Source organism: Gluconobacter potus (genome assembly GCF_015244705.1).
Classification (GTDB): domain Bacteria; phylum Pseudomonadota; class Alphaproteobacteria; order Acetobacterales; family Acetobacteraceae; genus Gluconobacter; species Gluconobacter potus.
This window is the reverse complement of sequence record NZ_JABCQF010000006.1, coordinates 36,887-52,196: the sequence shown is the minus strand read 5'-3', so window position 1 is coordinate 52,196 and position 15,310 is coordinate 36,887. Positions and strand designations below refer to the sequence as shown.

General features: G+C 63.1%; 12 protein-coding genes. 5 read left to right on the top strand and 7 right to left on the bottom strand.

The genetic code is table 11. The annotated features are described in order from the left end of the window. Nucleotides 1-30 precede the first annotated feature (30 nt). The 6 genes from topA to gltX are packed head-to-tail and all read right to left on the bottom strand — an operon-like array spanning nt 31 to nt 8,261. Nucleotides 31-2,727: a type I DNA topoisomerase gene (gene topA / locus HKD31_RS10250; RefSeq protein ID WP_194264974.1), complete on the bottom strand. Its 2,697-nt coding sequence runs from the start codon at nt 2,725-2,727 to the stop codon at nt 31-33. A 25-nt stretch (nt 2,728-2,752) separates the two neighbouring features. After that, nucleotides 2,753-3,937 (bottom strand): DNA-processing protein DprA, encoded by a 1,185-nt coding sequence (gene dprA, locus HKD31_RS10245; RefSeq protein WP_194264973.1) that lies wholly within the window; start codon nt 3,935-3,937, stop codon nt 2,753-2,755. Between the two features lie 44 nt (nt 3,938-3,981). Further along, nucleotides 3,982-4,614, bottom strand: coding sequence for a glycerol-3-phosphate 1-O-acyltransferase PlsY (plsY, locus tag HKD31_RS10240; protein ID WP_194264972.1), 633 nt, complete (start codon nt 4,612-4,614; stop codon nt 3,982-3,984). Beyond that, nucleotides 4,611-5,912, bottom strand: a complete 1,302-nt coding sequence (locus tag HKD31_RS10235; RefSeq protein WP_194264971.1) for a dihydroorotase — start codon at nt 5,910-5,912, stop codon at nt 4,611-4,613. Before HKD31_RS10235 ends, plsY begins: the two co-directional genes overlap by 4 nt. Continuing rightward, a complete protein-coding gene (locus tag HKD31_RS10230) occupies nt 5,909-6,850 on the bottom strand; it encodes an aspartate carbamoyltransferase catalytic subunit (protein ID WP_194264970.1) in 942 nt (313 codons plus the stop codon). The genes HKD31_RS10235 and HKD31_RS10230 overlap by 4 nt, the downstream gene beginning before the upstream one ends. Beyond that, on the bottom strand, nt 6,843-8,261 hold the full coding sequence (gene gltX / locus HKD31_RS10225) for a glutamate--tRNA ligase (protein ID WP_194264969.1): 1,419 nt from the start codon (nt 8,259-8,261) through the stop codon (nt 6,843-6,845). The genes HKD31_RS10230 and gltX overlap by 8 nt, the downstream gene beginning before the upstream one ends. Before the next feature lie 198 nt (nt 8,262-8,459). Between gltX and HKD31_RS10220 the strand changes: the two genes are divergently transcribed. The 4 genes from HKD31_RS10220 to HKD31_RS10205 all read left to right on the top strand — a co-directional run bounded on the left by HKD31_RS10220 (nt 8,460) and on the right by HKD31_RS10205 (nt 12,620). Beyond that, nucleotides 8,460-9,047, top strand: a complete 588-nt coding sequence (locus tag HKD31_RS10220; RefSeq protein ID WP_062496207.1) for a hypothetical protein — start codon at nt 8,460-8,462, stop codon at nt 9,045-9,047. After that, complete coding sequence (locus HKD31_RS10215; protein ID WP_194264968.1) at nt 9,044-9,769, top strand: NADPH-dependent F420 reductase; 726 nt, start codon at nt 9,044-9,046, stop codon at nt 9,767-9,769. Before HKD31_RS10220 ends, HKD31_RS10215 begins: the two co-directional genes overlap by 4 nt. A gap of 75 nt (nt 9,770-9,844) precedes the next feature. Continuing rightward, entirely contained in the window at nt 9,845-12,046 is a 2,202-nt protein-coding gene (locus HKD31_RS10210) for a ComEC/Rec2 family competence protein (protein ID WP_338085564.1), read from the top strand. A 64-nt stretch (nt 12,047-12,110) separates the two neighbouring features. Continuing rightward, nucleotides 12,111-12,620 (top strand): hypothetical protein, encoded by a 510-nt coding sequence (locus tag HKD31_RS10205; protein WP_194264967.1) that lies wholly within the window; start codon nt 12,111-12,113, stop codon nt 12,618-12,620. Here the strand turns inward: HKD31_RS10205 and nth are convergent. Beyond that, on the bottom strand, nt 12,617-13,315 hold the full coding sequence (gene nth / locus HKD31_RS10200) for an endonuclease III (protein ID WP_194264966.1): 699 nt from the start codon (nt 13,313-13,315) through the stop codon (nt 12,617-12,619). The genes HKD31_RS10205 and nth overlap by 4 nt on opposite strands. Nucleotides 13,316-13,482: 167 nt before the next feature. Here nth and HKD31_RS10195 point away from each other — a divergent pair, with 167 nt between their 5' ends. Beyond that, nucleotides 13,483-15,300 carry an ABC transporter ATP-binding protein gene (locus tag HKD31_RS10195; RefSeq protein ID WP_228120540.1) on the top strand — a complete coding sequence of 606 codons (1,818 nt, stop codon included), beginning with the start codon at nt 13,483-13,485 and terminating at the stop codon, nt 15,298-15,300. Nucleotides 15,301-15,310 lie beyond the last annotated feature (10 nt).

Sequence of the window (15,310 nt, the reverse complement as noted above, 5' to 3'; positions counted from 1 at the left end):
GTCAGGCAACACTGTCGACCCGATCTGTTTTCAGCCTTCCGACGACGTGTCGGAAACAGTTTTACGCTTCCGTGGCGTTGTGGTTTTCGTCTTTGTGGCGGATTTGGCCGGGCTACGCTTTGTTACCTTCTTCGGAGCCGCCTCATCCCCTTCCGTAGCCGTAACGGATTTTTTCGGCTTTGCGGTTTTCGGGGCCGCTTTTTTCGCGGAAGTTTTTTTTGCGCCACCTTTCAGTGGCTTGCCCTTCTCCGCCAGAAGCGCCACGGCCTCATCCAGCGTGACCTCGTCCATATCCTGCCCTTTCGGCAGGTTGGCGATCAGCTGGCCATGCTGGGCGTAGGGACCAAACCGTCCCTTGCGGATCATGACCGGTTCGCCGTCCTTCGGATGGGGCCCCAGATTGCGGATGGAGGCCAGTTTCTTGGCCAGTGCATCCACGGCCCGGTTCAGCCCGACGGTCAGGACGTCATCATCCTTGTCGAGCGTGCCATATATGGCGCCCATCTTCACATACGGTCCGAAGCGCCCCAGCCCAGCTTCGATTTTCTCGCCTGTCTCGGGATGAATCCCGACCAGACGCGGCAGGGACAGCAGTCCCAGCGCCTGTTCCATGGTCATGGTGTTGCCATCAATGCCCTTGGGAATGGTCGTCCGCTTGGGCTTGGCCTTCTTGTCTTCGGGGTTCGGTTCCCCGCGCTGGATATACAGACCGTAAGGCCCGCGGCGGATCGAGATGTCCTCGCCAGTCTCCGGATCCTGACCCAGAACTTTCGGGCCATCATTCAGCCCTTCAGAATCGCCTTCCTCGGCCACCAAACGGCGGGTGAACTGGCAGGTCGGGTAGTTCGAACAGCCGATGAAGGCGCCGAACTTGCCCAGCCGCAGGCCCAGCCGTCCGGTTCCGCAGGACGTGCAGACGCGCGGATCAGCACCATCGGGGCGCGGCGGGAAGAAATGCGGTCCCAGATCCTCGTCCAGGGCGTCGATGACGTCCGAGATCTTCAGATCCTTGGTCTGCGCGACGGCAGCCGAGAAATCGTGCCAGAAGGCGGCCATGACATCATGCCAGTCGGCCCGACCGCCCGAAATGTCATCGAGCTGCTCTTCGAGCGAGGCCGTGAAGCCGGTATCGACATAGCGCTCGAAGAACGACGTCAGGAACGCCGTCACGAGACGGCCGCGGTCTTCGGGAACGAAGCGCCGTGCGTCCAGACGCACATAATTGCGGTCCCGCAGCACACCGAGGATGGAGGCGTAGGTCGAAGGACGGCCAATGCCGATCTCTTCCATTTTCTTGACGAGCGAGGCTTCTGAATAGCGCGGCGGCGGCTGGGTGAAGTGCTGCTCGGCATCCACAGTCTTCGTCGTCAGGCGATCGCCTTCCTTCATCGGAGGCAGAAGCTTGCCGTCCTCGTCCTCGGCCTTCGTATCGTCGCGGCCCTCGATATAGAGCTTGAGGAAGCCGTCAAACGCGATGGTTGAACCTGTCGCACGCAGAAGCGTCTGGCCGCTCGCATCCGCCAGCGTCACCGCCACCTGATCCAGTTCGGCCGACTGCATCTGCGAGGCGACGGAGCGCTTCCAGATCAGCTCGTAAAGCTTCTTCTGCTCCGGCGTCAGAGCATGGGCGACCTGCTGCGGTGTCAGGAAGACGTCCGTCGGGCGGATGGCCTCATGGGCTTCCTGCGCATTCTTGGCCTTGGTGGAATAAGTGCGCGGATAATCCGGCACATATTCGTCGCCGAACGCCTTGCCGATATGGCCGCGAATGGCGCCTACGGCTTCCTTCGCCATCGTCACGCCATCGGTCCGCATATAGGTGATCAGACCGGTGGTCTCGCCACGCAGATCCACACCTTCATAAAGCTGCTGGGCCGTACGCATCGTGGTCTGCGCGCTCATGCCGAGCTTGCGCGAGGCTTCCTGCTGCAGCGTCGAGGTCGTGAATGGCGGCGGCGGATTGCGCTTGGTGCGCTTGCGCTCGACGGAGCGGACCGTGAACTGTCCGCCCAGAACGGTGTCGCGCGCGCCGAAAGCCAGCTGCTCGTTGTTCAGGTCGAACTGGTCGAGCTTCTCGCCCTTCAGATGCGTCAGACGCGCCTGAAACGCAGCGTTGCCTGGTGTCGTGAAGCCGCCGGTAACGGTCCAGTATTCCTTGGGACGGAAGACTTCGATCTCGGCTTCGCGCTCACAGATCAGACGCAGCGCTACGGACTGTACACGCCCGGCACTGCGGCTTCCTGGCAGCTTGCGCCACAGGACAGGAGACAGCGTGAAGCCTACCAGATAATCCAGCGCGCGCCGGGCCAGATAGGCGTCGATCAGCGGACGGTCCAGCTCACGAGGCGCCGCCATCGCTGCCGTGACGGCTGATTTCGTGATTTCGTTGAAGGTGACGCGATGGACGTCGACGTTCTTCAGAAGCTTCTTTTCTTCCAGAACGCTGCGGACGTGCCAGGAAATCGCCTCACCCTCGCGATCCGGGTCAGTGGCGAGGTAAAGGTTCTTCGCCCCCTTCAGCGCCTTGGTGATGGCTGAGATCTGCTTGGCGCCACGCTCGTCCGTTTGCCAGCTCATGGCAAAGTTCTCATCCGGGCGCACGCTGCCGTCCTTGGGCGGCAGATCCCGCACATGGCCGAACGAAGCGAGCACGGTATATCCGCTTCCCAGATACTTGTTGATCGTCTTGGCCTTTGCCGGGCTCTCGACCACCACAACGTCCGTCATCGCCACTCCGGTATTCCGCGTCACTTCAGTTCGGCAGCAACGCCACGCGTCCGCCGGGCACAAACTCCACGACCCCGCCGAGCTCAAGCTCGGCCAGCGTCGCAAGCACTGCCGACACGGAGAACTGGCAGCGGCGCACCACATCGTCAACTGCTACCGGTGTTACGGACAGGAAGGAACACACTGTCTTCTGGGCCAGATCCGGATCAATCCAGTCTTCGCTGGCAGGGCTGCCCCAGGGCGAGGAAGGTTCGGAAAAGCCCGTCAAAGGCGGGCTGTGGGCGGATGAACGCTGCCAGGGCGCTGCTTCGCGCGGTGGAAGCACCGAGGGCAGGACTTGAAGAATATCGTCAATATTTTCTGTCAGCGTGGCCTGGCCTGTTTTCAGCAACTGGTTTCCGCCCCGTGACCGGGGATCGAGCGGTGAGCCGGGCACGACGAGGAGTTCGCGGTTATAGGACTGGGCCAGATCAGCCGTAATCAGCGTGCCGGATCCAACCGTCGCTTCAATGATCAGGCACCCCAGCGAAATCCCGGCGATCAGGCGGTTGCGCCGTGGGAAATGGCGGGCCTGCGGAGCTGTGCCGAGCAGGGCTTCCGTCACCAGACAGCCCCTTTCGGCGATCTGCTGCTGAAGGGAGGCATTCTCGGGCGGATAGACATGATCCAGACCGCCCGCGATAGCGGCAACCGTCAGTCCGGGATGAAGAGCTGCAGCGTGAGCCGCCGAGTCGATTCCCCGTGCCAGCCCGGAAATCACGCACAGTCCCGAATGGGCAATTTCGGCCGAAAGGCTCTCCGCTATCCGGATTCCGGCCGCAGATGCATTGCGTGCTCCCACAATTCCCACGGACCGCATTGAGAGTTTGCGGACGTCTCCAAGTGTGAACAGGACAGGCGGGACATCCGGGATGCAGGACAGGAGCAGCGGATAGTCTGCATCACCCCGCACCAGCATCTTTCCGCCCAGTTTTTCAAGGCGTTCCAGCTCATCCGACATGCGCGAGACGGTCGGAATGACAGGATCTTCCCGGCGTCCCGCCCTGCGCATACGGCCGGGCAGGGCGGCAAGGGCAGCGCCCGCACTGCCGTACTGCGTCATCAGTCGCGCAAAGTTGATCGGGCCGACGCCCGTTGTCCGCGCCAGACGCAGTATGTCGATTCGGTCTGTTGCGGGCAGAACGGGGCGCATGTCCGGAGAAGCTGTCATAGGATCTTTTCCTTAAGACAGATTTCTTAACGGACGCTTAAAATCTAGTGCCGGGATGCCTGGTCAACCTTCACGCGCGGTTCGCGTCCCGTCACAAGCCGGGCAATATTGCTGGAATGCCGGGCCCAGATCAGAAGCGAGATGAGAAGCGTCGCCACCGGAATCGGCGTGTGTAGTGGCCGTCCGGACAACAGTACCATCAGTCCCGGCGCCAGCAGGAATGCCGCCAGCGCTCCGGCCGAGGAAATCCGGCTCAGCCGTGCAACCAGCAGCCAGACCACGCAGCAGGCCAGTCCCACCAGCCAGCACAGGACCCAGATCGTTCCGAGCCCCGTTGCAACGCCTTTCCCGCCCCGGAAACCGAGCCAGACCGGGAAACAGTGCCCGATGACAACCGCTACGGCCGCTACGGCCATGGTGGTTTCGCTGGCGCCTGGGAAGAAAAACCGGGCGATCAGGACAGCCAGAGCCCCTTTGAGGGCATCCAGCAGAAGCGTCGCCGCTGCCAGGCCCCGACGGCCCGTGCGCAGGACGTTGGTCGCACCGATATTGCCCGAGCCGATCTTGCGGATGTCGCCGCCACCGGCCACGGCCGTCAGAAGCAGCCCGAACGGGATGCTCCCGATGACATAGGATACAAGAGACAGCAGGATCAGCTGTGCCTGAAAGCCGCTCATGAAGCGGCTCCCGCCTGTTCATCACCGGACAGCTCATCCGCGGTGAAGACTTCCACGCCGCGTTTGAAGGTTCGCAGGACGCGACCCTTCAGGTCTTTTCCATCGAAGGGCGTGTTCTGCGCACGGCCCGGAAGGTTTCCGGCCACGACGGTCCAGGAGGCTTCCGGATCGAACAGGCACAGATCGGCATCGCTTCCAACCGACAGCGTTCCGGCCTTGAGGCCAAGTAGTGCCGCAGGGGCCGAGGTCACCAGACGCAGGGCATCAATCAACGGCAGCCCAGCGCCAAGCGTGACGCCCAGAAGGGTGACCAGTCCTGTTCCGCCCGCCCGTGCCTGTGCAAATGGCAGCCGCTTGTCATCGGCATCCGCCGGCGCATGATCCGATGCTACGGCGTCGATCGTGCCATCCGCCAGCGCGGCGCAGACGGCTTTGCGGTCCGCTTCGTTGCGGAGGGGGGGGGACAGTTTCGCATAGGTGCGGAAATCGCCGATATCGTCTTCGGTCATGGCAAAATAGGGCGGTGCCGTATCGCAGGTCACCCGGATGCCACGGCTCTTGGCCTCGCGGATCAGGTCCAGTCCTTCCGCCGTCGAGACATGCGCGAAATGCAGCCGTGCGCCCGTCATCGCTGCCAGACGCAGATCCCGCGCGATCATGATGGCTTCGGCTTCTGCCGGAACCGAGGGCAGCCCCATCCGCACCGCCCGCGCTCCGGCCGTGGCGCAGGCGCCTTTGGCGAGAGAAGGTTCTTCCGGATGCTGCACCACGATGGCGTCGATGAAGCGCGAATAGGACAGCAGATTGCGCATCTGCTTGGCGTCCGAAATGGCCCTCGTCCCGTCCGTAAATGCTACTGCTCCGGCGTTCTGGAGCAGGCCGAGTTCGGCCATTTCCCCGCCCTCGCAGCCGCGTGTCAGCGCGCCGTAAGGATGGATCGAGACCATACCCGTCTCTTCGCCACGGACCCGCAGGAGATGCACGAGGGCCGGGTTGTCGATCGGGGGCGAGGTGTTGGGCAGGACCGCCATGGTCGTGATGCCGCCGGCCACAGCCGCCCGGGCGCCAGAGGAGACGCTCTCGCGATATTCCGATCCCGGCTCCCCAAGCGTCACGCGCATATCCACCAGCCCCGGACACAGAATGGCCCCCGCGCCGTCAATGACTCGTGTCCCTTCGGGAAGCGAGCCGTCCTCGCAGGCGATGATCTTGCCCTGACGTACCACAAGCCGTCCGGTCTCATCGCGGCCTAAGGCCGGGTCGATCAGGCGGACATTTTCAAAAACGATATCACTCATGTCGGCATCCGTGCCCGGGACAGGCGGTCCAGAACCGCCATCCGCACAGCCACGCCCATTTCAACCTGTTCGGAAATCACGCTCTGATCCGAATCCGCTACGTCCGAAGCGATTTCCACACCACGGTTCATCGGCCCCGGATGCATGACGAGGGCACCGGGTTTTGCCAGCGCCAGACGTCTGCGGTCCAGCCCGAAGAAGTGGAAATATTCCCGTGCACTGGGGACCAGACCGGCCCCCATACGCTCTTTCTGCAGGCGCAGGGACATGACGACATCCGCGCCTTCAAGAGCGCGGTCCATGTCGGAATACAGCTCGACATTGCCAAGTCCGGCCATGGCGCCGGGCAGGAGCGTTGGCGGTCCTGCCAGACGGACCCGGTTTCCGAACGCCGTCAGCAGATGAATGTTGGACCGTGCCACACGGCTGTGTCCGACATCACCGCAGATTGCGACTGTAAGGCCCTCAAGTCGACCAAAATGACGGCGGATCGTCAGCGCATCGAGCAGCGCCTGTGTCGGATGTTCATGCGTGCCATCGCCCGCATTGACGACACTGGCCTCGACCTTCTGCGACAGAAGAGCAGGGGCTCCGGATTGCGCATGCCGCACGACCAGCAGGTCACAGCGCATGGCGTTCAGCGTTGCTGCCGTATCCAGAAGCGTCTCGCCCTTGTTCACCGAACTCGTGGCGACGGACATGTTGATCACATCCGCGCCCAGCCGCTTGCCCGCGAGTTCGAAACTCGTGCGGGTCCGGGTGCTGTCCTCGTAGAACAGGTTGATGACCGTCCGTCCCCGCAGCGCATCACGCGGCGCGGAACGCGAACGGCTCAGAAGCGCGTAGCTTTCCGCCAGATCGAGGAACGGTACGAGCTGTTCAGCCGACAGCCCCTCGATTCCCAGCAGATGCCGGGGGACGGAAGGCCGCTCAGGCATCGACAGACCCGGCAGCCAGAACGGCCGCAATGCGGGCCAGGACCTCGTCCTGCCCCAGAGCCGACAGCGTCAGGTCAATGCCCGGAGACGTCGTGGAACCCGTCATGGCGGCGCGCAGCGGCTGGGCCACGGAGCCAAGCTTGATTTCATGCTTCTCGGCATAGGCGCGCAGCGTGGCGTCGATGGCTTCGGGCGTGAAATCCTTGAGAGCGGCCAGCTCCTTGCCGACGCCTTCGAGGACCTTGCGTCCGTCTTCGCCGAGCAGCTTTTCAGCCTTGGGCGTGAAGGTCAGTGGCAGGGTGAAGCCTGCGAAGGCCGCATTATCCGCCAGTTCCACCAGCGTCTTGGCGCGTTCCTTGAGGCCCGGCATCATCGCAAGGATGCGTGCGCGGGTCTTGTCGTTCGTCACCACGCCTTCGCGGCCCTGAAGGCGCTCCATGACGTCATTTGTCAGGCGCTCGTCATCGGCCTGACGCATCCAGATTCCGTTCAGATGCGCCAGTTTGACGTAGTCCATGCGCGACGGGGACCGGCCCACGCCGTCCAGATCGAACAGCTTGATCTGCTCTTCACGGGAGAGGACCTCGGCATCGCCATGGCCCCAGCCCAGACGCAGCAGGTAGTTGCACAGGGCTTCCGGCAGATAGCCTTCCTCACGGAAGTCCACGACCGACTGCGCACCGTGACGCTTGGACAGCTTGGCGCCATCCGGGCCATGAATCAGCGGCAGATGCGCGAAATGCGGCAGGTCCCAGCCCATGGCGCGATAGATCATGGCCTGACGGAACGTGTTCGTCAGATGATCGTCCCCACGCATGACATGGGTGATCTCCATGTCATGATCGTCAACAACCACGGCATGCAGATAGGTCGGCGTGCCATCCGAACGCAGCAGGATCAGATCGTCCATCTCCGCATTCGCCACGCGGACTTCGCCCTGCACCAGATCCTTGATGACGGTCTCGCCCTCGCGCGGTGCCTTCAGACGCACCACATAAGGCGCGCCTTCAGGGGCCTCGGACGGGTCGCGATCCCGCCAGGTGCCGTCGTAACGGGGCGGGCGCTTCTCGGCCATGGCCTTCTCGCGCATGGCGGTCAGCTCTTCCGGCGTGCAGAAGCACTTGTAGGCCTGCCCCTTGGCCAGAAGCTCCAGCGCGACTTCCGTATGGCGGTCCTGACGCGCGGACTGGAAAACCGGTTCCGCATCTGCCTCGATCCCCATCCAGGCCAGACCGTCAAAGATCACGTCCACAGCCTTCTGGGTGGAGCGTTCCTTGTCGGTGTCCTCGATCCTCAGAAGAAATTCGCCGCCGTGATGGCGGGCAAAGAGGAAATTGAACAGGGCGGCGCGGGCATTGCCGACATGCAGCAGGCCCGTCGGGGAGGGGGCAAATCGCGTACGGATGGTCATGTCGCCGTCATATCACGCTCTGCGCCGCGCTTCCATCCGCCAGCGCAGGGTCCGGCACAGGGCAGGTTCATATTCCGAACCCGGCCGTCAAAACGCCGTGTCTTACAAAAAGCTAAGCCTCTTCAAGCGCGTGTGATTTCCTGCCCTCTGCCGAACCTGCCTATCCTGACCTTCAATAGTGTAGGTGGTACCTTTCCAATGAACCGACGCGATTTCAACGCCCTGCTGGCAGGGCTGGGACTGACCTTCGGAGAGGGCAGGATCCATCATGCCAGGGCTACGACCTCCCGCGTGGACGTTTTCACGCTGCGGGCCAATGACTGGGTTCCGAACAATCCGGATCTTCCCGTCATCGTGTATCGCAACGCGCTCGAAGCCGGGCCGGACCGTGAGGCGGTGTACGAGGACCTGTTCGCCCATAACGGCTGGCCGCCGCAGTGGCGCAACGGGGTTTACCCGTTTCACCACTATCACAGCCTGGGACACGAGGTTCTGGGCTTTTCCAACGGTTCCGCACGCCTGATGCTCGGAGGCCCGAAGGCCCGGACAGTCGAGGTGCGTGGGGGTGACATCGCCGTGCTTCCGGCCGGCACGGGGCACTGTAATCTCGGCTCGGACGAAGATTTTACCGTCATAGGCGCCTATCCGCCAAACCAGTCCTTTGACATCCTTCGTGCCGCCCCGACAGCAGAACAGCGCGCGCGCATCCACGGCCTGCCATTCCCGAAGACTGATCCGGTCCAGGGCGCAGCAGGTGTTCTCGCGCGGGAATGGCATCCTTCATGACGGCCTTTCCTCTCAGACGACGCCCCTTCCTCGCAGCGCTCGCCGGTCTGGCCACCGTCAGCAATGCCGTTGCTGTGGATACCGGCACCCAGAAGACCCGGATCGGCATCATCGGCACCGGCCATGTCGGCACGACGCTGGCTGAACTCTGGGTTCATGCGGGCTACCACGTCATGGTCTCAGCCCGTTCCCTGACCGAGGCACAATCACTGGCCACCTCGCTGGGCCCGCTCGCCACAGCCGGAACCCCGGCGCAGGCGGCGGCCTACGGAGATGTCGTTGTCCTCGCCGTGCCCTATGGTGCCATCCCGAAGCTTGGTCCGCAGCTCAGCCGGACGTTGCTGGACAAGGTCGTGCTTGATCCGTCCAATCCCTATCCGTGGCGGGACGGGCCTATCGCAGAGACCGCGCAGAAGGACGGGGCGGGGGTGACGACGCAGCGTTATTTCCCGTCGGCGCATGTGGTGCGGGCGTTCAACTCGATTGACATGACCACGCTCCGCTCTGAAGCGCATCGTGCTCCACCTTTGCTGGCCGTGCCGGTTGCCGGAGATGATGCGGGAGCAGTATCGCAGGTGGAAGCGCTGGTGAGGGCAGCCGGATTCGAGCCTGTCGTGACTGGGAATCTTGCGACCGCAAAGCTGTTTCAGCCGGGCAGCACTGGCTTTGAGCTGGAACAGGATGTTGCTGGTCTGAAGCAGGCGCTTCACCTGTCGCAGTAAGGGAAGTCTGTTCGGGATACGTCGGCCTCGAGTGAGGAGGCGCGTCCTGCGGAAAAATCCGTTACGGTCCTGTCCGTGAAGACAGAGCCCCTTTCCGTTCCGGACCTCGATACGGACGAACTTCTGGCCCGTGCAGAGTCCCCTGACTCTGCACTGACGCCACCGTCCGCCATCATCCGGTTCTTTCTGGAGCAGGGGCGGCAGATGATCTGCTGGCTTCCGGTCGCGGGGGGGCTCGGGGCCATGCTGTATCTGGTTCTGCCGTTCGAGCCTTCCGTACTGTGTGTTGTGCTCGTCACGGTTCTGCCGATCCTGACGGGGGGCGCCTGTTTCTGGTGGGGCTGGCAGCGGCTGTTTCCGCGTCTGCTGGGATTCGCGCTGCTCTCTGCGGCGATCGGGTTTGGCGATCTGGCGTTTCAGGCCCGGATGCAGCCGCCGATGCCGGCCCTTCCGACCCACGCGACGGTCCTGACCGGGCGCGTCCAGTCGCTGGAAATCCTGCCGCCCCGGAATGACGACGAGGATGACGGTCATCGCGTGACTCTGGCGGATGCCGTGTTCGAGACGCCTGTCGATGCCGGAATGGCTCCGTTACGCCGGACGCTGCATATCCGTCTGCGCGATGATGACGACCTGCTTCCCGAGCCTGGAAGCACGATCCGCCTGCGCACCATGCTGCGCGCACCGCCGCCGCCTTCCTGGCCCGGCGGGCGGGATCTTCAGCGGGAGGCGTGGTTCTCGGGGCTGGCCGGGAGCGGCTATGCGCTCGGTCCGGCCAGCCTTTCAGGCGCGCCCTCCCATCAATCGTGGCTTGAATCCCTGCGTGAAACCGTGGCTCTGCGTGCCAATGCTGCCCTGTCCGACCAGACTGCTGCCATTGCCGCCACGTTTCTGGCAGGAGAGGCGGGAAGCATCGACCAGCATACGCGTGAGACGTTTTCCGCTTCGGGACTGGCGCATCTTCTTGCTGTGGCCGGGCTGCATCTGGGGCTGGTGATGGCGGCTGTCATTGTGACGCTGCGCTGTGGTCTGGCGGCTATTGAATATGTCGCCCTGCGCTGGCCATGCCGGCAGATCGCCGCTGTTGCCGGACTGCTGGCCGGGGTGGGTTATGTGATGCTGACAGGGGCGCATCTTCCCAGCCTTCGCGCGCTGGGCATGGCCAGTATCGTGACGCTGGCCATCGTGACCGGGCGGCGCGTGCTGTCCATGCGCTCGCTGTCCATCGTGGCGCTTCTGATCCTGCTGGTTTCGCCGGTCTCGGTCGTCGATGTGTCGTTCCAGATGTCTTTTGCCGCCGTGATGGGGCTGATCGCGGGGTATGGTGCCTTGCGTGAGCCGCTTATGCGCCTGCGGGGTGAGGGGGAGTGGTATCGCGTTGTGGCATCCCACTGTGCCGCGCTTGTTCTGACGAGCCTTCTGGCCGGACTGGCGACCCTGCCGGTCAGTATGGCGCATTTCGGCGCGCTTCAGCCTTGGTTTGTGCTGGCCAATCTTGTGGCTGTTCCGCTGGCGGCGGTCTGGATCATGCCGGTCGGACTTCTGGCCCTCGTGGCGATGCCGTTCCATGCCGAAGCCCCGTTCCTGAAGCTCATGGGCGTAGGAATCCGGATCGTGCAGGCGTTGGCGGAGCGTGTGGCGGCGTTTCCGATGGCGCATCAACCCGTGCCCGCAATGCCGGGCTGGGGCCTGCTTCTGGTGATGCTTGGGCTGTGTTTCCTGTGTCTGTGGAAAGGCAGGGTATGCCTTGCTGGGTTGCTGCCGATTGCAGTTGGGCTGGTCTCAATCTGGCTTGCGCCGAAGCCGGATATTCTCGTTTCCCCGGATGCGGGACTGATGGCTGTGCGTCATCAGGGTGTGCTTCTGGTCGGCCCCCATTCCAGCCTGCAACGCCGCACACTGGAGGACTGGCAGCAGGCCCTTGCCCTTCCTACGGCGCCGTTGCCGTCAGGATGCCTGTCCGGTCCGTGCCGGATGCCTCTTGGTGCACAGACTGTCCTGCTGCGTGTCCGTGATGCTTCGGATGGCAATACGCTGCCGACCATGGAGCAGTGCGAGGGCGTGAGCCTGTTCATCAGTGCCTCGCCTGCGCGGAAAGGCTGCCCGGATGTGCCGTCCATCGACCGGTTTTCGGTCTGGCGGGATGGGGCCTACAGCGTGTTTGCGGGGCGCGGTCTTACGGTCGTGTCGGACCGGAGCTGGCGGGGCAACCGGCTCTGGGTGCCCCCCGTGGGCTGGCATGGCATGCCCAATCTGCCTCTGGCCCAGTCTGAGTGAGCATCTCTCAACCTTTTGGAAAGCAATCGCCCTGTAGGATCGCCGCACAAGGAGGTCCGCTATCGTGGCTTATAAACCCGCAACGGGTGTTCTGCTCGCGCTTGCACTGATGGTTGCCGTTCCGGCGCAGGCCGCTCCCGCCGTGATCTGGGAAGGGCTGGCTCTGGGTATGAGTGTTCCGGAGGCAAAGCTCAGCCATCCGGAAATGATGGCGCTGCCCACGCCGGTGCCGCGAGCGGGTTTTGCGCGTTATGTCATGCAGGGGCCTTCGATCGGGTCGTGCCTGTCGAATGTGGATGTAAATTTTTTGGGCGGCCGTCTGGCTTCGGTCGAGGTTCATGCCCTGACGGATACGGATTCCGGCGATGTCCGGATCTGTGCCGAGGAATGGGGGCGTGCCGTCCGCCAGAAATATGGTCAGCCGCTATTCGATATCCGGACGCCCATGACGGAAACCATCACCTGGAACGCCAATGGCTTTTCGGTCATGACCCACATGCAGGTCGTCAATACGGTCGTGGTCTATTCCGTATCCTATCAGGCGTTTCGCCGGACGGCGGCCCAGATTCTTTAGGTGGTCGCAGCCTTGCGTACAGGCGGGGCCTGCATCCGCTTGTCGGGATAGAGGCACCATTTCGTCGCCGGGCAGCGCCAGCATTCGGGCGCGCGGGCCTTGCAGACATAGCGTCCGTGCAGGATCAGCCAGTGATGTGCCGGGCGCAGCATGTCTTTCGGGATTCGCGCGACCAGCCCGTCCTCGACCTGTCGCACGGTTTTGCCGGGTGCCAGGCCGGTCCGGTTGCCGATGCGGAAGATATGCGTATCGACCGCCATCGTATCCGCACCGAAGGCAACATTCATCACGACATTCGCCGTTTTGCGCCCCACGCCGGCCAGCGCTTCGAGCGAGGCGCGGTCGGACGGGACCTGTCCGCCATGCCGTTCCAGCAACTGTTCGCATAGCAGGGCCACGTTATGCGCTTTCGCCCGCCATAGCCCGATGGTGCGGATATGTCGGGCGATGCCGTCCTCGCCGAGGGCTGCCATGGACGCTGGATCGGGCGCTTCCTCGAACAGACCCTTTGTCGCCTTGTTGACGGATTTGTCCGTGGCCTGGGCCGAGAGCACGACGCTCACCAGAAGTTCGAACGGATTGCGGAACACCAGTTCGCTCTCCGCGTTGGGATTAGCCTCGGCCAGTGCGGTGATGAAGGCTTTTGCGGCCGCCTTGCTCATGGCCCGGCTTGCGGTTGCGGGGGCATCGGTCATGACAGGGGCTCCACCGGGATGTTTTGCAGGCTGTTGCGTCCGGTCCGGACAGACAGCAAGATACGGCAAAGTTCTGAAAATTCCATGCCATCACACCGTGGCCTGCCCTGCATGACCTCGCAGGCAGACAGACGGCGGAGCATTTTGTGTCCGATACTACCCCCCTCATGACCCGCCAGCAGAAGGAAGGCCGCAAGCAGGACGTGTCCTTCACGGAAGTCCTCTCCTTCGTTTCAAGTCGCTGGCGTCACCATCCCCTGCTGCTGTCGAAAACCCTTGGCGGCGTTGGCCTCGCCACGCTGGCCGATGTCTGCACGCCCATTCTGGCAGGCCGTCTGGTGGATGATATTTCCCGCCATGCCGCAGGCCCTGCCGTGCAGCAGACGGCCGAACTGCTGCATCTGCGGGACGATGCATTCCTGATGGTCGGGGGGCTGATTGTTCTGGGGCTGGTCGGGCTCTTCGGGCGGCGCTCATCCTTCATCGGGATTTCGCATCTCACGCTCGCCATTATGCACCGTATCGCCAATCAGGCTTTCGATCGCGTGCAGCGCTTTTCGACGGACTGGCATGCCAACAATTTCGCCGGTTCCACCGTTCGCAAGCTGACCCGCGGCATCTGGGCGATTGATACGCTGGACGATACGCTGCTGCTCCTGATTGCGCCTGAGGTGCTGGTTCTGGGGGGCACGACGGCTGTCCTCATGTTCCGTTCGCCGCTCATGGGATCGGTGCTGGCGCTGTCGGTCGTGCTGTTTGCCTGCCTCTCCATCATGCTGACCCTGCGCTATGTCGCGCCCACCGCCCGTGCTTCCAATGAATGGGACACGAAAATGGGTGCGGCCATGGCTGATGCCGTGACCTGCAACCCCGTCGTCAAGGCGTTTGGTGCGGAAGACCGTGAAGACGAGCGGCTCGACAGCATCATTCACGGCTGGCGTCAGCGCACTCTGAGAACCTGGATCCGCGGGACGAACAGCGCCAATCTTCAGGCTCTGGCGTCGCTTGCCATGCGGATGCTGCTGATCGGACTGGCCGTCTGGCTGTGGTGGGACGGTAAGGCTGGGCCGGGGGACGTGGCCTATGTGTTGACGATGATGTTTCTCGTGCAGGGCTATCTGCGCGATCTGGGGCAGCAGGTCAGTCAGGTGCAGCGGTCGGTCAACGAAATGGAGGAGCTGGTGGCGATTTTCCGCCGCGATCCCGCCATTCAGGATGCCCCCGATGCGCAGAAGGCTCATTTCTCGCACGGTGCCATCCGGTTCGAGCATGTGGACTTCCAGTATCCCGGACAGGCCAAGCCGCTTTATCATGATCTGAGCATTGATATCGCGCCGGGCTCCCGTGTGGCGCTTGTCGGGCCGAGCGGATCGGGCAAGACGACGCTGACCAAGCTGCTGCAGCGTCTTTATGACGTGAATGGCGGGCGGATCGTGGTGGATGGGCAGGATATTGCGCATGTCACGCAGGACTCCCTGCGCTCGCACATTGCTATCGTCCCGCAGGAGCCGATCCTGTTTCACCGGACGCTGGCGGAAAACATTGCCTATGCGCGCCCGGATGCCAGTCGTGCGGAAATCGAGGAGGCCGCCCGGTTTGCAAACGCTGCGCCGTTCATCGAGCGTCTGCCCGAGGGTTACGAAACCATGGTCGGGGAGCGTGGCGTGAAGCTCTCGGGAGGCGAGCGCCAGCGTGTCGCCATCGCCCGGGCCTTCCTGGCTGACGCGCCGATCCTGATCTTTGACGAAGCGACGTCCAGCCTCGATTCCGAGTCCGAAACCCTCGTGCAGGACGCCATGCGCCGCCTCATGCAGAACCGGACCGTCATCGTCGTGGCGCATCGTCTTTCCACGGTCATGGAGCTGGATCGCATTCTGGTCTTCAGCCAGGGCGAACTGAAGGAAGACGGGACCCATGCCGCGCTGATCGAGCGGGAAGGCGGGATCTACCGGCGCCTGTTTGAGCTTCAGTCCCTGGAAGCCTGATACGGAAGTG